Source organism: Roseateles violae (genome assembly GCF_030410485.1).
Taxonomy (GTDB): Bacteria; Pseudomonadota; Gammaproteobacteria; order Burkholderiales; family Burkholderiaceae_C; genus Roseateles_D; species Roseateles_D violae.
Genome location: NZ_JAUHHC010000003.1, coordinates 723,935 through 740,330, shown reverse-complemented (window position 1 = coordinate 740,330; position 16,396 = coordinate 723,935). Strand labels below are relative to the sequence as shown.

The following is a 16,396-nucleotide window of genomic DNA, read 5'->3' as shown; positions in this document are numbered from 1 at the left end:
CTCGCGTGATCGGTCGGATCGGCGCCGTGAGGAGGTCATGATGAGGAAGACGCTTTCTGCCGCCGCGGCGGGGGTCCCCGTCTCGACGCTGATTCTGGCCGCTTGCGCGAGCGCGCCGCAGTCCTATATCGAGGGCGTGCCGCTGACGCGCACCGATCCGACCCTGTATCCGGTCCGGGTGGTCTCGATTGACGAGCAGATCCAGTTCGCGCGACCGGGAACGCCGGTGCAGCTGGCGCCGGGGCTGCGCTGGGTGGTGCTGGAGGCCGAGGGCGGGAAGAGCGCGCGGCAGGTGGTGCAGAAATCGTTCGCGCTCAAGATCGCGCCCTGCAGCCGCTACTTCTTCGCAGCCCGGCGCGATTCGCCGATGGACGCGGACTGGACCCTGGTCGAGGACCGCCGGGAGCCGGTCGCGCCCTGCAATGTGGAGGAAGAACTGAGAAAGGCGGGGCCGGCGGCGGCCGCCGCCGCCGCGAGCGGCCCGCGCTGAGGCGCCTCAGCCCAGGCCCAGCCGCTTGCACAGCTCCAAGGTGAGCGCCGACTGGTTCAGCGTGTAGAAGTGGATGGCCGGCACGCCGCCGGCGATCAGGCGTTCGCAGACGCGCGTCATCACGTCCAGGCCGAAGGCGCGGATCGAGGCGCTGTCGTCCATGAAGCCTTCCATCTTCAGCGCGACCCAGCGCGGGATCTCGATGCCGTCGCGCTGCGCGAACTGGGCGATGCGCGCATAGTTGTGGAAGGGCATGATGCCCGGGATGATCGGCGCTGCGATGCCCAGCGCGCGCACCTCGTCGACGAAGTGGAAGTAGGCGTCCGGGTTAAAGAAGAACTGCGTGATCGCCGCGCTGGCGCCGGCACGCATCTTGGCGGCGAAATGCTGCAGATCCTTGGCCGCATAGCGCTGCTGCGGATGGTATTCCGGATAGGCGGCGACCTCGATCTTCCAGTCCGGGCCTTGCGTGGCGCGGATGAACTCGACCAACTCGGAGGCATAGCGGAACTCGCCCGCGGTGGCCGTGCCGCTGGGCAGGTCGCCGCGCAGGGCGACGACGCGGCGGATGTTCTGCGCGCGGTAGGTAGCCAGGATCTCGGCAATGTTCTCGCGCGTCGAGCCGACGCAGCTCAGATGCGGCGCGGCCTCGAAGCCGCTGGCGGCGATGTCCATCACCGTCTGCAGGGTCTTCTCGCGCGTCGAGCCGCCGGCGCCATAGGTGACGCTGAAATACTGCGGATTGAGCGCGCCGAGCTCGCGCACGACCGTCTTCAGCTTCTCGGCGCCGACCGGCGTGTTGGGAGGAAAGAACTCGAAACTGACGGGGGTGCTCATGTGGCTTGGACCCAGAGAAAGAATTCGGTGTTGCCGTCACCGCCGGTGACGGGACTTTCGAACCAGCCGCGCAACTGCAGGCCGCCGATCGCATCGACGCCCGCCCGCGCGCGCTGCTCGAGCTCGAGGTACTGCTTGCGGTCCTTGATCAGGCCGCCCTTGTTCAGCGCCTTCTTGCCCAGCTCGAACTGCGGCTTGATCAGCAGCAGCAGCTGACCGGCCGGCGCCAGCCATTTCGCGATGCGCGCCAACTCGCCCAGCATCGAGATGAAGCTCAGGTCGCCGACGATGAGCGCGAAGCTTTGCGTCGGCTGAAATTCGCGCACATGCTGGTTCTCCAGCGCGGTGACGCGCGGGTCGTGCGCCAAGCTGGCATGCAGCTGGCTGTGGCCGACGTCGATGCCGGTGACATGGGCGGCGCCGGCCTTCAGCAACACATCGGTGAAGCCGCCGGTGCTCTGGCCGATGTCCAGCGCATGCAGGCCCGAGACGACGATGCCGCTGGTCTTCAGCGCACCTTCGAGCTTGAGCCCGCCGCGCGAGACATAGCGCAGCTCGGCGTCGTCGGTGACGAGGAGCCGCGCATTCGGCAACAGGTCTTCGCCTGCCTTTTTAAGCACGCGGCCCTCGCACTGCACGGCGCCGCCGTCGATCAGCCGCTGTGCGGCCGAGCGCGTCGGCGCCAGGCCTTGGCTCACAAGCAGCTGATCGGCACGCATGGCTCAGTAGCGGTAGCTGTCGGGCTTGAACGGACCTTGCTTGGGCACGCCGATATAGGCCGCCTGCTCGTCCGTCAGCTCGCTCAGCTGCGCGTTCAGCGTCACCAGCTGCAGGCGGGCGACCTTCTCGTCCAGGTGCTTGGGCAGCACATAGACCTGGCCGACCTCGTAGCGCTCCTTGTGCGCGAACAGCTCGATCTGCGCGATCGTCTGGTTGGCGAAGCTCGACGACATCACATAGCTCGGGTGGCCGGTGCCGCAGCCCAGGTTCACCAGGCGGCCCTTGGCCAGGAGGATGATGCGCTTGCCGTCCGGGAAGATCACATGGTCGACCTGGGGCTTGATCTCTTCCCACTGGTACTTCTCGATCGAGGCGATGTCGATCTCGTTGTCGAAGTGGCCGATATTGCAGACGATGGCGTTGTGCTTCATCGCGGCCATGTGCTCGTGGCGGATCACGCCCTTGTTGCCGGTCGTCGTCACGAAGATGTCGGCCTTGTCGGCGGCGTATTCCATCGTCACGACGCGGAAGCCCTCCATTGCCGCCTGCAGCGCGCAGATCGGGTCGATCTCGGTCACCCAGACCTGGGCCGACAGCGCGCGCATGGCCTGGGCCGAGCCCTTGCCCACGTCGCCATAGCCGGCGATCACGGCGATCTTGCCGGCGATCATCACGTCGGTCGCGCGCTTGATGCCGTCGACCAGCGACTCGCGGCAGCCGTAGAGGTTGTCGAACTTGCTCTTGGTCACCGAGTCGTTGACGTTGATCGCGCGGAACAGCAGGCTGCCCTTGTCCGACATCTCCTTCAGACGGTGCACGCCGGTCGTCGTCTCCTCGGTCACGCCGATGATCTCGGCGCTCTTGCGCGTGTACCAGCTGGGGTCGACGGCGATCTTGGCCTTGATGGCGGCGAACAGGATGCGCTCTTCCTCGCTGCCCGGATTGGCCAGCACCGACAGGTCCTTCTCGGCCTTCTGGCCCAGGTGCATCAGCAGGGTCGCGTCGCCGCCGTCGTCGAGGATCATGTTCGGGCCTTCACCGGCCGCGCCCTTGGGGCCGAACTCGAAGATGCGGTGCGTGTAGTCCCAGTAGTCCTCCAGCGTCTCGCCCTTGTAGGCGAACACCGGCGTGCCCTCGGCCACCAGGGCGGCGGCGGCATGGTCCTGGGTCGAGAAGATATTGCAGGAGGCCCAGCGCACTTCCGCTCCAAGAGCCTGCAGCGTCTCGACCAGCACGCCGGTCTGGATCGTCATGTGCAGCGAGCCGGTGATGCGCGCGCCCTTCAGCGGCTGCGTCGCGGCGTATTCCTTGCGGATCGCCATCAGCGCGGGCATCTCGCTCTCGGCGATGGCGAGTTCCTTGCGGCCCCAGGCGGCAAGGCTCAGATCCTTGATCAGGTATTGGTCGGCGGACAGCGTCTTCTTCAGCACGGCAGCATTCATTGCAAAGCTCCTTCGGGAATGAAGCCGCAATGCCGCGAGACGATGTTGGAAGACGAACGATCACCACGCGAGGACATTGCGGGTGAGCGCGGTTGCAAAAGACCCGGCGCTTGTTCGTTCGCGGATCTGTCCGAGCCTGGCCTCATAAGGTGCTGAGGTTGCAACGCTCCTCGGAAGCCCGGATTCTAGCCGCAACAAGGGACAATCCCCGGCCATGCAGCCCTTGAACCTCTGCCCGCCGGCACTTTTGCGCGGCCTGCGCGGCATCCTGACCGATATCGACGACACCATGACGGCCGAGGGCGGCATCGCCCCCGAGGCGCTGGCGGCGCTGCACGATCTGCGCTCGGCGGATGTGCCGGTGATTGCGATCACCGGTCGACCGGCGGGCTGGAGCGAGCCCTTCGCACTGGCCTGGCCGATCGCGGCCATCGTGGCCGAGAACGGCTCGGTGATGCTGCACCGCGGCGCCGATGGAGAACTGCTGCGCGAGTTCAGCCAGGACGCAGCGAGCCGCGCCGCCAACTTCGAGCGCCTGCAGGCCTGTGCGGCCGAGCTGCTGGCGCAGGTGCCGGGCGCGCGGCTGGCGACCGACAGCGCCGGCCGATTGACCGATATCGCCGTCGACCACAGCGAGTTCGCGCATCTGGCGCCGGCGCAGATCGAACAGGTCTGCGCGCTGATGCGCGCGCATGGCCTGACGGCGACGGTCAGCTCCATCCACATCAATGGCTGGATCGGCGAGCACAGCAAATGGAGCGCGGCCGAATGGGCGGTACGCCGCTTGCTGCAGGTTCCGTTCGATGCGCGCGAATGGGCCTATGTCGGCGACTCGACCAATGACCAGTTGATGTTCGAGCGCGTGCCGCTGTCGGTCGGCGTGGCCAATATCCGGCGCTTCCTGCCGCAGCTGCACACGCTGCCGGCCTTCATCACCGCGGGCGAACGCGGCGTGGGCTTCGCCGAGCTGGCGCGCGCGCTGCTGGCGGCGAGGTCCATGTAGCGATTTGTAGCCGCTGTAGGACGCGGTCACCGAGCGTGCCGCGCCACCGCCGACAGACAGGCCCGGGGTCGCGGCGTAGCGTGGCTGCATCGATAACTCCGATGGAAAGAGTTCACCATGCAGCTGCTCAAATACCTGACGGCCGCCGCGGCGGCCCTGCTCGTCGCCGCCTGCGGCGGTGGCGATACCGAGGACCGGCTCGATGTGCGCGATCCGGTCGTTCGCTTCATCCACGCGGTGCCGGCCGGCCCGAATCTCTCGCTGTACCGCAACGAGACGGCCGACCCGCCCAGCAACGTCGCCTACAAATCGGTCTCGCGCTACTACGACGTCAGCAACAGCGCCGCCGACTGGAGCGTGCGCCTGGCCTCGGCGCCGTCGACCGCGCTGTCGACCACGCGGCTGAACCCCTCGCAGGGCGATCGCTACACCTTCGTCGCCCTGCTGGGCGCCAATGGCAGCGCGGTCGGGCTGACGGCCATCCATGACCCGTACAACAAGGGCCTGCTGAGCGACAAGGCGCGCGTGCGCGTGCTGCATGCCGACCCGCTGGCGCCGGCGGTGGACGTCTACCTGATCCAGCCAGCGCAAGACCTGGCGCAGGCGACGCCGACCATCTCCAACCTCAGCTACTCCAATGTGCAGCCGGCCTCGGGCAATGACTCGCTGGAGGTCAATGGCGGCACCTTCCGGCTGGTGCTGACGACGGCAGGCTCCAAGGCGGTGGTGTTCAACGCGCCCTCGGTCAGCATCGCCAACAACGCCGACTGGCTGCTGCTGGCCATTCCCGGTCCGTCCGGCCTGCCGGGCGATGTCCGCGTGCTGGTCGCGCAGGGCAATGACACGCAGGACGGCCAGACGCTGGAACTGGTGTCGCAATAAGTCCTAGCGGTTCTCCAGGCGGTTGTAGTCGAGCAAGCCGGCCTCCAGCGGCTGCTCCTTCCCGTAGCGCTGCAGCAGGGCGTCGCTGAAGGCCCAGAACTGCGCGTCGTCGCGCCGAACCGCCCAGCGGCGGGCGAAGCTCGTGTAGTCGGCCTCGGAGCGCAAGGCCGCGATCGCGGCGACCAGGGCCGGCAGTTCGGCGGCGCGGGCGCGGTAGAACGCGTTCGGATAGCTGCCGACGATGCCGGCGGTCAGCGTCAAGGTGTCCTCCTGCGGCAGCAGGCGCTTTTCCTCGCCGAGCAGATGCGCAACGCTGGCATGCGCGGTGTTGCGCAAGAGGCTGAAGTTCCGCCGCTCGCCATCGGGCAGCTCGACGACCAGCACGGCCGCCTCGGGCAGCCATTGCAGGGCCTCGCCCTGCAGCGCGGCCAGCGGCTGCAGCGCCGCCTGCAGCGGCGCCGGCGCATGGCGGCGCCAGTCCGTGCCCTGGGCCAGCGCCGGGCCCAGCCGCGCGCGCAGCAGCTCCAGCAGCTCGGCGCGCGGGTCGCTGCTGCGGTAAGGCACGGCGCTGTCAACCGTCAGCGTCGTATCGGGCCCGCCGTAGACCTGCTCGCGCACGTTTTGGTCGACACCGCGATACCAGTGATCGCGCGTCGCGATGCGCCCGGCCTTGGGCAGCAGCGCGATGAAGTTGAACTCGCCCTCCATGCGCAGATAGTCCATGTACAGCCGCGAGTTCAGCTGATGACCGACATTGCCGTAGACGTCGTAGTTGGCAACGAGCAGGTAGTGGATGCGCTCGAGCAGCGGATAGTCGATCACCCAGGCCGTCTTCGGTGCCGGGCCGACGAAGCCCTTGACGACGCTGGCGCTGTCGAAATGGCGGAACACGGTCAGGCCGGCGTTGTCGTTGCGGACGCTGCCATCGCCCGTGCCGTCCCAGATCAGGTTCAGGTCCAGTCGCTCGCGCCCGTTCAGCGCGGCATTGATATGGGCGCTACGGGTCTGGCGGTAGCTGCTTTCCTTCTGGCCATACTGCAGCCACTTCAGCAGCGCGCCGGTATTGCTGCTGCCGGTCGGCAGGGCGGCGACCTCGGTCGCGTTCTGCAGCAGCTTGGCGATCGCCTCGTCGTAGGCCGGCGATGGCGCCAGGAAGGTCACCCAGAACTGGTCCTCGATCACGTTCAGCGCCGCCTGGCCGCGGCAGACCGGGCCCTTGATGAAGCCCATTACCGTGAACTCCGCCTCGTCGAGCATGAAGCGGTAGCGCGCGCCGACCGGCAGCGCGGCAAAGGTCGCGAAGGGGTTGGCGGCGGTGCCGGCGTCGTAGCCGGGCAGCTGGTCGACCCTGTAGTCCGGCGCCAGGAACAGCGCGCGCCAGCGCGCCATCCGCGCGGCGTCGAGCCGGTAGGGCATATGGGTCTTGGCGACGATGGCCTCGCGCTCGGGCTCGATCCGGTAGTAGACGCGCGCGACGCCCGGGTCGTCCACCGGCCGCGCGCTGGCGACGAGGCGCGTCGGCTGGCCCGGCGGCGTGCTCGAACGGACCAGGCGGAAGAACTGCCGCCGGCCGTCCGCCTCGGCGCCGAAGTACAGATGCGCGAGGAACAGATGCTCGTAGGCATAGCGGGCGAACAGCCGCTCCTTGGCCGAGTCGCCGTTCAGGAAGCGCTCCCACAGCGCCACCTGCTGCTGCAGCGCGGCCGGCAGCGGCGCGGGGCCCTCGTAGGGCGCACCCTGCTCGATCCAGCGCGTCAGCCGCGCATGCTCGTCGGGGGCGAGCCCCGGCAGGCCATAGGGCATGCCGCCCAGTGGCTTGTTCTGCGCGTAGCGGTCCATCTCGGCGATGTCGGCCGGGCAGCTGGCCGCGGCATCGGGGTCCAGGTTCAGCGTGGCCTGGGCCTTCGCATCGCCGGCCGGCCAGGGGTGTTGCTGCTTCAGGCTCAGCATCCGGTGCAGCAGGCTCAGCGAGCGGTTCGCCTCGGGCGCTGGCGTGCGCTCGTTCAGCACCGCGAAGAATTCGCGGCTGCGCCATTCGGACGGCAGCTGCGCGTCCACATAGAGACGGCTCGGCGCGTCGGCCAGCAGCCTTGCGGCGTCGTAGACGCGGTGCTTGCTGGCGCCGCGCGCCAGGCCGTCCCAGCTCGTCGCCTTCAGCTGGCAGGGCGCGTCGTAGCAGGCATGGCAGACGACGCAGCGCTGGTTCAGGATCGGCTGGATGTGCTGCGCATAGGACTCACCGGGCGGCGGCGCCGCCGGCTTGTCGAAGCGGGCCGGGTCGGCCGGGCCGAACTCGGCGTCCAGCTTCGAGGTCACCACGGTGGCACAGGCCGCCAGCAGGGCGGCGGCACTCAGGGAAACGGCGATGCGGCGCATATCGACGGGGCGAGTCGCGATGCGGCCATTGTGGCCTCGAAATGCCGGCGCCCAGGGTCAGCTCATGCCAGGCCGAGGAATTGCTCGATGCGCGCCAGCTCCTCCTCCAGCGCCAGCCGGAAGGCGGCGCTGCGCGGCCGCGCGCCGGTGAAGCCGAGCTCATGCCGCAGCCGGCCCTTGTCGACGCGCAGATTGGCCCAGCCCGGCATCTCCTCGCCCCACAGCAGCGGCAGCGCGTAATGGCCCATCTGGCGTTTGGCCGCCGGCGTGTAGGCCTCGAAGCGGTAGGCCCAGCCCCAGAACAGCTCGAAGCGCCGGCGATCCCAGACCACTGGGTCGAAGGGCGCCAGCAGGCGCAGCTGCGCATCGGCCGCATGGCGCCTGGAGCGCGGGTTCTCGTCGGCCGGCCAGTACCAAGTCTGGCCTTCGATCTGGGCATGGGCATAGCGCTGCTTGGCGCGCTTGAAGGCCGCACGCGTCTCCGCGCGCAGATGCGGCGCGCCATAGCCGAGCAGCGAGGTCAGGTAGCCGAAGCTGGCGGCCGTCAGCGGCGCATAGAGCGCGAGCACCATGTCCAGCAGCGCCTCGGCGCGCTGCGTGCGGGCCGCGGGGCTCTGGTCCTGCTCGGGGTGGGCGATCGCCTCGTAGACGCGGGTGCCGTTGTCGCGCCGCTTGACCCGCAGCTGGCCGCGGTAATGCAGGCCGTCGAGCAGCTGCGTGCTGACGTTGAGCTCGCCGCCCCAGTAGCCGGCCTGGCGGCCATGGTGGGCGAATTCCTCTAGCAGATGCTTGGGATGGGTCGGGCCGCGCTGGCGCACGGCGGCGAGCAGCTGCTCGGCCTGCTCGCGCGTCTTCGCGTCCCAGCTGCGGCGCGCCTCGCGCGGATGCAGCAGCGCCAGCGTGCGGCGCTCGACGAAGCCGTAGTTGACGAGGCAGTCCTCCTCGATCTTCAGCCGCGCATAGCGCTGCTCGAGATCGCCGGCGCGGTAGCCGCTGACGCGGTGCCGCAGGATCAGGTCTTGCGCGCGCGCCGGCGCCCGCATCGGATCGGCCTGCACGAAGCCCAGCCGCGCGATCGCGCGCGGCAGCGTGGTCGGCTTGAACAGCGAGCGGGCGATCGCGTAGCGGCGCAGCTCATCCAAGGTCGGCGGGCTGGGCTTTCTTGTCCTGCTTGTCTTCGCGGTCGTGCTCACGGTCGGCAGCTCCGGGCGGGTCGGGTCTTGTGTTGTTCGGGATGGCTGGCGGCTCGGCACAGGCCTATGGTCCAACGGGGTCGCGCCCCAGCGGGCCGACCCTCCATCCGTGAAAGCAACAACCCTTATCGTAGGAGATCAGCATGAAGCGATTCCTTCTGCCCCTGGCACTGGGGCTGGCGTTGCTGGCAGGTCCAGCCGCCGCGGCCAACGATCTTTTCCTGAAGATCGAAGGCATCAACGGAGAAAGCACCGACAAGGCGCACCTCCGATGGATCGACGCCCTCAGCTTCTCCTGGGGGGTCAGCAATAGCTACGGCGGGGTGATAGGGGGCGCGGGCTCGGGGGCCGGCAAGGCCAGCTTCAGCGACCTGAGCTGGATGCAGTTTGTCGACTCGTCGACTGTGCCGATCTTCTTCGGCGTGGCCAGCGGGAAGGTCTATCCGAAGGCGACCCTCGATGTCGTGCACCCCGGTGAGGACATGTCCAGGCCCTTCTTCCAGATGATCTTCGATGAGGCCAATCTCAGCTCGCTGCAGGTCAGCGGCTCCAGCGAAACGCCGGTCGCTTCGGCCTCGCTGCTGGCGCAGAAGATCACGATGAACTACTGGCAGCAGGACGACAAGGGTAACCGCAAGCTGATTAGCGCCTATTGGGATCTGAGCAAGGCCAAGGGCGGCTTCAGCGGCGACCCGCAGGCCTTGACCGGCCTCTTGCTGTCCGGCGGTTCGATCGGCGCGCTGGCCGATCTGCCCATCCCTTCGGCGGTGCCCGAGCCGCAGACCTGGGTTCTGCTGGCCCTGGGTCTGGCCATCCTGGGCCGGCGTGTCCGATGGCAGCGGACGCCGACCTGAGCGGTCGGCGGGAGCGAGGGCACGGCGCCGGCTGTTGCCGATGAAAGACAGTTTTTGCTGCGGCGGCGGCCGGCGCTGCGTGCGGGCCGCCGGCCGCTCCTACACTGGCGCCGCCGGGTCAGTCTTCGGGGCCCGCCGCTGATTGATTGCTTCGTTCGCTAGCGAGCCCGCTTGCTACTCGCTCTTTTCCTTCATTCAAGGACAGTCATGAGAAAAATCAGAGGACCCTTGCTCGCCGCCCTGCTGCTGTCGAGTTCCGCGTTGACGCTGGCCGCGCCCGCGCCCGCCTCCGCGCCCGCGGGCACGCCCTATATCGTGCTCGATCATTCGACCGAGTTCCTGATGGACGGCGCCGTCGCCGGCTCGGTCTGGAAGGAATACGCGTCGGACAAGGTCCGCAAGCTGTACCCGGCCAAGAAATGGGGCTTCGTCAGCCAGGTGATGGGCGGTTTCACCGCCGAAAAGACCTGCGTCGTGACCGCGCGCGCGATGATCCTGCCCCGCGCCCGCAAGGAGCTGCTGTTCAAGCCGGCCAAGACGGCTTCGACCTTCGGCGCCATCCCGAACGCCAGCAACGAGCAGTGCAAGGCACTGGCCCGCACCAAGCTGGGCGAGGCGATCGGCGCGATCGAGTCGGCGCTGATCGAGCATTGACAAAAGAAAAGCACCGGCATAGCCGGTGCTTTTGTTGGGCTCAGCCTTGTGGCTTCGGCCGGCCCTGACGGGCCCTAACTTCGCTGCGCGAAGTTGGCCTGCGCCGCAAGGCGGCCGATCCGTTTCGCGGATGCCGGCCTTTACAGGCCGGCCGCTGCACGCAGCGCCGCGGCCTTGTCCGTCCTCTCCCACGTGAACTCCGGCTCTTCGCGGCCGAAGTGGCCGTAGGCGGCGGTCTTGGTGTAGATCGGGCGCAAGAGATCCAGCATCTGGATGATGCCCTTGGGCCGCAGATCGAAATGTTCCTGCACCAGGGCCGACAGGCGATCGTCGGAGATCACGCCGGTGCCTTCGGTGTAGACGGTCACGTTCATCGGGCGCGCCACGCCGATCGCGTAGGCGACCTGGATCTGGCATTGCCGCGCCAGGCCGGCGGCGACGATGTTCTTGGCCACATAGCGGGCCGCATAGGCGGCCGAGCGGTCGACCTTGGTCGGGTCCTTGCCCGAGAAGGCGCCGCCGCCATGCGGGCAGGCGCCGCCATAGGTGTCGACGATGATCTTGCGGCCGGTCAGGCCGCAGTCGCCCTGCGGGCCGCCGATGACGAAGCGGCCGGTCGGGTTGATCAGGTACTTCGTTTCCTTCAGCCATTCCTTCGGCAGGACCGGCTTGATGATCTCCTCGATGACGGCCTCGATGAAGCTGGCCTTCATCTTCGTCGGCGTCTCGCTCTGGTCCGGGTGGTGCTGGGTCGAGAGCACGACGGTGTCGATCGAGTGCGGCTTGCCGTCAACATAGCGCATCGTCACCTGGCTCTTGGCGTCGGGACGCAGGAAGGGCAGGCGACCGTCCTTGCGCAGCTGCGCCTGGCGTTCGACCAGACGGTGGGCGTAATAGATCGGGGCCGGCATCAGCTCGGGCGTCTCGTCGCAGGCATAGCCGAACATCAAACCCTGGTCGCCCGCGCCGGTGTTCAGATGGTCGTCGCTGGCCTGGTCCACGCCCTGGGCGATGTCATTGCTCTGCTTGTCGTAGGCGACCAGCACCGCGCAGCCCTTGTAGTCGATGCCGTATTCGGTGTTGTCGTAGCCGATGCGCTTGATCGTGTCGCGCGCGACCTGGATGTAGTCGACGTGGGCGTTGGTGGTGATCTCGCCGGCCAGCACCACGAGGCCGGTATTGGTCAGCGTCTCGGCCGCGACGCGCGAGCGCGGGTCCTGGGTGAAGATTGCGTCGAGAATCGCGTCCGAGATCTGGTCGGCCACCTTGTCCGGATGACCTTCGGAGACCGATTCAGAAGTAAAGAGAAAATCGTTCGCCACTTTTACACTCCGTGTTGACAGTCCATCGGCGTTGCCGGATGTCGGGAATGACGCGGCGAACGCTTTAGCGGCACTTATTGAGCAGCCTTGCTGCCCGGCGGGGCCCCAGAATTCGAGAAACCCGCATCGCCCCGCAAGTTGTTCAGTAACTCGGCGACGCCCTCATTATAGAAATATGTTGCTGTTGTTCCGCTTTCTCGCCCGCTGGCCCCTGCGTCTTTTGCACGCCCTGGGCGGCCTGGCCGGCTGGCTGACCTATGCGGCCTCGGCCAGCTACCGCCAGCGTTTCCAGGCCAATGTGGCCGTCGCCGGCCTGCCCTGGGCGGCCGCCCGTCCGGCCATCGCCGCCGCCGGGCGGATGATTGCCGAGACGCCCTGGCTGTGGCTGCGCCCGGCCGAGGAGCGGCTCGGCCGGCGCTTGCGCTGGGAGGGCGCCGAGCTGATCGAGGCGGCGCTGGCCGAGCGGCGCGGCCTGGTGCTGCTGACCCCGCATCTGGGCTGCTTCGAGATCTGCGCCCAGGCCGTTGCCGAGCGCTTCTGCGATGCCGAGCGGCCGATCACCGTCTTGTTCCGCCCGGCGCGCAAGGCCTGGCTGCGGCCCATCGTCGACGATTCGCGCGGTCGCCCGGGCCTGGCGACCGCGCCCGCGACCCTGGCCGGCGTGCGCCAGATGATCCGCGCACTGCGCCAGGGCCAGACGATAGGCCTGTTGCCCGACCAGGTGCCGCCCGAGGGCCTGGGCGTCTGGGCACCGTTCTTCGGCCGGCCGGCCTACACGATGACCCTGGCCGCCCGCCTGGTGCAGCAGACCGGCGCGGCGCTGCTGCTGATCTGGGGCGAGCGCCTGCCCGGCGGGCAGGGCTACGCGGTGCATGTCATGCCCGCGCCCGCGATCGCGCGCGAGCTGTCGCCCGAGGAGGCGGCCGCGACGATCAATGCGGCAATGGAGCAGATGATCCGCCTGGCGCCGGGCCAATATCTGTGGGGCTACAACCGCTACAAGCGGCCGCGCGGCCTGGACATCGCCGCCGCGCCCGAGCCGGCGGCCGCGGCGACCGCCACCGGGCAGGAGCGCTGAATGGCCGGCCGCCTGGGTGCCCATGTCCTGATCGCCATCCTCTGGCTCCTGCACTTCCTGCCGCTGTCGGTGCTGGCGGCGCTGGGCCGCGGCCTGGGCGCGCTGCTGTGGCGCCTGGCCGGCTCGCGCCGGCGCATCGCGCTGCGCAATCTGGAGCTGTGCTTCCCGGAGAAGTCGGCCGAGGAGCGCGAGGCGCTGGCGCGCGAGCATTTCGGCTGGCTGGCGCGCAGCCTGCTCGACCGCGGCCTGATGTGGTTCGCGCCGGCCGAGCGCCTGCAGCGCATCATGCACATCAAGGGCGACATCCAGCTGGCCGAGCGCGCCGGACCGGTGACCTGGGTGCTGCCACACTTCGTCGGCCTCGAATGGGCGGCGCTGGCCCTGGGCCTGAACCAGCGCGCGCCCGGCGTCTGCATCTATCAGCGCCAGAGCAATCCGGTCTTCGACGCGCGCCTGCGCGCGGCGCGCTCGCGCTTCGGCACCACCCATCTGGTCAACCGCCATGAGGGCGTGCGTTCGGTGCTGCGGCGCATCCGCGAGGGCTATTCCTTCGTCAACTCGCCGGACCAGGACTTCGGCCCCAAGGACTCGGCCTTCGTGCCCTTCTTCGGCGTGCCGGCCTGCACCCTGCTGGCGCCGGCCAAGATCGCCGCGACGATGAAGACCCCGGTGCAGCCGGTCGTCGTGACCATGTTGCCGGGCGGGCAGGGCTATCAGATCGAACTCTGCGAGCCGCTGCCCGGCTATCCGAGCGACGATCTGGTGGCCGACGCGCGCACGCTGAATGCCTGGCTGGAGGCCAAGGTGCGCGAGCAACCGGCCCAGTACTTCTGGGTGCACAAGCGCTTCAAGACGCGGCCCGAGGGCGAGGCTTCGCTGTACTGAGATGAAGCCCCTCGTCCAAGGAATACCTTGGCCGGCCACCGGCGAGACGCCGGTGGCGCTCGGCCCGCGATAATGGCCGAATGAATTTGCGCTTCACCAAGATGCAGGGCGCCGGCAATGACTTCGTCGTCCTCGACGCGACGGCGGCGCCGCTGGCGCTGACGACCGCCCAGCTGCGCCGGCTCGGCGATCGGCGCTTCGGCGTCGGCTGCGACCAGATCCTCGTCATCGAGCGCAGCGAGCGCGCCGATGTCGATTTCCGCTACCGCATCTTCAACGGTGCCAGCGGCGAGGAGGTCGAGCATTGCGGCAATGGCGCCCGCTGCTTCGTCCGCTATGTGGCGGAGAAGGGCCTGAGCGACAAGCGCAGCATCAAGGTCGAGACCGTCAATGCCTTGCTCGAGCTGCAGCTGCGCGAGGACGGTCGCGTGCGCGTGGACATGGGCGCGCCGGTGTTCGAGCTGGCGCGCGTGCCCTTCGACGGCACGGGCCTGAGCCCGCGCATCGAGAACGGCTTCGAGCTGTGGCCGCTGGAAGGCCTCGCCCAAGCCGAGTTCGCCGTGCTGTCGATGGGCAATCCGCATGCGGTGCAGCGCGTCGCCGAGGTCGATACGCACCCCGTCGCCGAGCAGGGGCCGCTGATCGAGGCGCACCGGCGCTTCCCGCGCAAGGTCAATGCCGGCTTTTTGCAGATCGTCTCGCGCCGCGAAGTGAAGCTGCGCGTGTTCGAGCGCGATGCTGGCGAGACCCTGGCCTGCGGCACCGGCGCCTGTGCGGCCGTCGTCGCCGGCATCCGCTTGGGGCTATTGGACGAGGCGGTCGAGGTGCATACGCGCGGCGGCGATCTGAGGATCGAGTGGGCCGGCCTGTCGCAAGGCCTGGACGCGCCGGTGCTGATGACCGGCCCGGCACAAACCGTTTTTGAGGGAGAGATCACGCTGTGATGAGCACGCAAGGAATTACCGAACAGGACATCGCCGACTTCCTGGTCAACACGCCGGGCTTCTTCGAGCGCCATGCCGAACTGCTGGCGACGATCCAGCTGAGCCATCCGCATGGCCAGCGCGCGGTCTCGCTGCAGGAGCGCCAGGCCGAGATGCTGCGCGAGAAGATCAAGGGCCTGGAGTTCAAGATCATCGAGATGATCCGCAACGGCCAGGAGAACGTCGCCATCGCCGACCGCCTGCACCGCTGGACCCGCGCGATGATGCTGACGCATGACGCCGCGGCCGTGCCCGAGGTGCTGCTCCGCGAGCTGCGCCACCAGTTCATGATCCCGCAGGCCGGCCTGCGCCTGTGGGGCGTCGCGGCCGAGCATGTCGAGGCCGAGTTCGCGCAGCCGGTCAGCGCCGATGTGAAGAGCTTCGCGGCCAGCCTGTCCCAGCCCTATTGCGGCGTCAACTCCGGCTTCGAGGCAGCGCGCTGGCTGAGCGTGGCCGAGGGCGGCGGCGGTGCGACCTCGCTGGCGCTGATCCCGCTGACGCGTCAAAGGGACGGCGCGGTGCCGCAGAGCTTTGGCCTCTTGGTGCTGGGCTCGCCCGATCCGACCCGCTACACGGCCGAGATGGGCACCGAGTTCCTGGCCCGCATCGGCGATATCGCCAGCGCGGCGCTGGTGCGGCTGCTGCCGACTGCCGATGAAGGCCAGCCCGGCGCCTGAGGCGTCGCCGTCGCCGCTGGCGGCGCCGCTCGCCGCCTACCTCGACCATGCGCGGGTGCAGCGCCGGCTGGCGCCGCGCAGCCTGCAGATCTACGCCGATGCGTTGCGCCGGCTGCAGCAATGCGCGGAGCGCGACGGCGTCGAACTGCTGAAGCTGCAGCCGCCGCAGGCGCGACGCTGGGCCGCGCGCTTGCACGCCGAAGCCGAGCTGGCGCCGCGCAGCATGGCCCTGCTTCTATCGGCCTGGCGCGGCCTCTACCGCTGGCTCGGTCGCGAGCGCCTGGTCGAGCTCAATCCCTTCGACGGACTGCGCGCGCCGAAGGCGGCCAAGCCCTTGCCGAAGGCGCTGGCCGTCGACGATGCGGTGCAGCTGGCCGAATACGCGCCCGGCGGGCGGGAGCCCTCCGATGTGCTGGACCGCTGCATCGTCGAGCTGCTCTACGGCTGCGGCCTGCGCGTGGCCGAACTGGTGGGCCTGGACCTGCAGGCCAGCGCGGCGGCGCAGGGCTGGATCGATCTGGCCGGGGCCGAGGCACAGGTGCTGGGCAAGGGCAGCAAGCGCCGCAGCGTGCCGCTCGGCCGCGCGGCGCTCGCGGCGCTGCAGGACTGGCTGGCGCTGCGGCCTGGCCTGGCCCGCGCCGGCGAACCGGCCCTGCTGGTCGGCGCGCGCGGCGGCCGGCTCGGCGCGCCGCAGATCCGCGCGCGGTTGAAGGCGCGCGCGCTGGCCGCCGGCATGCCGACCCATGTGCACCCGCATATGCTGCGCCACTCCTTTGCCTCCCATCTGCTGCAGTCCAGCGGCGATCTGCGCGCGGTGCAGGAACTGCTGGGCCATGCGCACATCACGACCACCCAGGTCTACACGCAGCTGGACTTCCAGCACCTGGCCAAGGTCTATGACGCGGCGCATCCGCGTGCGAAGAAGAAATAAAGCCTAGGCGCCGAGGCGGGACAATAGCCGGCCCGCGGCGGACGGCACCGCGTTTGCCCGGGCGCTCCA

Annotated in this window: 16 protein-coding genes and 1 riboswitch; of the genes, 10 read left to right on the top strand and 6 right to left on the bottom strand. The window is 68.8% G+C overall.

Annotated features, from left to right (window positions below; all coding sequences use genetic code 11):
• The first annotated feature begins 40 nt into the window (after positions 1-40).
• On the top strand, positions 41-490 hold the full coding sequence (locus tag QWJ38_RS13765) for a hypothetical protein (protein ID WP_290359655.1): 450 nt from the start codon (positions 41-43) through the stop codon (positions 488-490).
• 6 nt (positions 491-496) lie between these two features.
• Here the strand turns inward: QWJ38_RS13765 and metF are convergent, their stop codons facing one another.
• From metF to ahcY, 3 genes are read right to left on the bottom strand one after another with little or no spacing between them, the layout of a single operon-like run.
• Entirely contained in the window at positions 497-1,327 is an 831-nt protein-coding gene (gene metF / locus QWJ38_RS13760; protein WP_290359654.1) for a methylenetetrahydrofolate reductase [NAD(P)H], read from the bottom strand.
• Positions 1,324-2,046, bottom strand: a complete 723-nt coding sequence (locus QWJ38_RS13755; protein WP_290359653.1) for a TlyA family RNA methyltransferase — start codon at positions 2,044-2,046, stop codon at positions 1,324-1,326. Before QWJ38_RS13755 ends, metF begins: the two co-directional genes overlap by 4 nt.
• A 3-nt stretch (positions 2,047-2,049) precedes the next feature.
• A complete protein-coding gene (ahcY, locus tag QWJ38_RS13750; RefSeq protein WP_290359652.1) occupies positions 2,050-3,489 on the bottom strand; it encodes an adenosylhomocysteinase in 1,440 nt (479 codons plus the stop codon).
• Positions 3,490-3,566: 77 nt separating this feature from the next.
• Positions 3,567-3,667: riboswitch (S-adenosyl-L-homocysteine riboswitch) on the bottom strand.
• A 36-nt stretch (positions 3,668-3,703) separates the two neighbouring features.
• On the opposite strand from ahcY, the gene QWJ38_RS13745 reads away from it, so the two are divergent.
• Both QWJ38_RS13745 and QWJ38_RS13740 read left to right on the top strand, forming a co-directional pair.
• The gene (locus QWJ38_RS13745; protein ID WP_290359651.1) at positions 3,704-4,492 is read left to right on the top strand and encodes an HAD-IIB family hydrolase; all 789 of its coding nucleotides are present in this window, start codon (positions 3,704-3,706) and stop codon (positions 4,490-4,492) included.
• Positions 4,493-4,609: 117 nt separating this feature from the next.
• Positions 4,610-5,374, top strand: coding sequence for a DUF4397 domain-containing protein (locus tag QWJ38_RS13740; protein WP_290359650.1), 765 nt, complete (start codon positions 4,610-4,612; stop codon positions 5,372-5,374).
• 3 nt (positions 5,375-5,377) lie between these two features.
• Here QWJ38_RS13740 and QWJ38_RS13735 read toward each other — a convergent pair whose 3' ends face one another.
• Positions 5,378-7,750 (bottom strand): fatty acid cis/trans isomerase, encoded by a 2,373-nt coding sequence (locus QWJ38_RS13735; protein ID WP_290359649.1) that lies wholly within the window; start codon positions 7,748-7,750, stop codon positions 5,378-5,380.
• A gap of 62 nt (positions 7,751-7,812) precedes the next feature.
• Positions 7,813-8,943: a DNA glycosylase AlkZ-like family protein gene (locus tag QWJ38_RS13730; RefSeq protein ID WP_290359648.1), complete on the bottom strand. Its 1,131-nt coding sequence runs from the start codon at positions 8,941-8,943 to the stop codon at positions 7,813-7,815.
• Between the two features lie 143 nt (positions 8,944-9,086).
• Between QWJ38_RS13730 and QWJ38_RS13725 the strand changes: the two genes are divergently transcribed.
• Positions 9,087-9,797 (top strand): Hcp family type VI secretion system effector, encoded by a 711-nt coding sequence (locus tag QWJ38_RS13725; RefSeq protein ID WP_290359647.1) that lies wholly within the window; start codon positions 9,087-9,089, stop codon positions 9,795-9,797.
• A 207-nt stretch (positions 9,798-10,004) separates the two neighbouring features.
• Positions 10,005-10,451 carry a hypothetical protein gene (locus tag QWJ38_RS13720; protein WP_290359646.1) on the top strand — a complete coding sequence of 149 codons (447 nt, stop codon included), beginning with the start codon at positions 10,005-10,007 and terminating at the stop codon, positions 10,449-10,451.
• Between the two features lie 140 nt (positions 10,452-10,591).
• Here the strand turns inward: QWJ38_RS13720 and metK are convergent, their stop codons facing one another.
• On the bottom strand, positions 10,592-11,773 hold the full coding sequence (gene metK / locus QWJ38_RS13715) for a methionine adenosyltransferase (RefSeq protein WP_290359645.1): 1,182 nt from the start codon (positions 11,771-11,773) through the stop codon (positions 10,592-10,594).
• A 175-nt stretch (positions 11,774-11,948) separates the two neighbouring features.
• Here metK and QWJ38_RS13710 point away from each other — a divergent pair, with 175 nt between their 5' ends.
• The 5 genes from QWJ38_RS13710 to QWJ38_RS13690 all read left to right on the top strand — a co-directional run bounded on the left by QWJ38_RS13710 (position 11,949) and on the right by QWJ38_RS13690 (position 16,327).
• Complete coding sequence (locus tag QWJ38_RS13710) at positions 11,949-12,851, top strand: lysophospholipid acyltransferase family protein (RefSeq protein ID WP_290359644.1); 903 nt, start codon at positions 11,949-11,951, stop codon at positions 12,849-12,851.
• Positions 12,852-13,736 (top strand): LpxL/LpxP family acyltransferase, encoded by an 885-nt coding sequence (locus QWJ38_RS13705; RefSeq protein WP_290359643.1) that lies wholly within the window; start codon positions 12,852-12,854, stop codon positions 13,734-13,736.
• Between the two features lie 80 nt (positions 13,737-13,816).
• Positions 13,817-14,680, top strand: coding sequence for a diaminopimelate epimerase (gene dapF, locus QWJ38_RS13700; RefSeq protein WP_290359642.1), 864 nt, complete (start codon positions 13,817-13,819; stop codon positions 14,678-14,680).
• Positions 14,680-15,396, top strand: coding sequence for a DUF484 family protein (locus tag QWJ38_RS13695; protein ID WP_290359641.1), 717 nt, complete (start codon positions 14,680-14,682; stop codon positions 15,394-15,396). The genes dapF and QWJ38_RS13695 overlap by 1 nt, the downstream gene beginning before the upstream one ends.
• Positions 15,374-16,327 carry a tyrosine recombinase XerC gene (locus QWJ38_RS13690; RefSeq protein WP_290359640.1) on the top strand — a complete coding sequence of 318 codons (954 nt, stop codon included), beginning with the start codon at positions 15,374-15,376 and terminating at the stop codon, positions 16,325-16,327. The genes QWJ38_RS13695 and QWJ38_RS13690 overlap by 23 nt, the downstream gene beginning before the upstream one ends.
• Positions 16,328-16,396 lie beyond the last annotated feature (69 nt).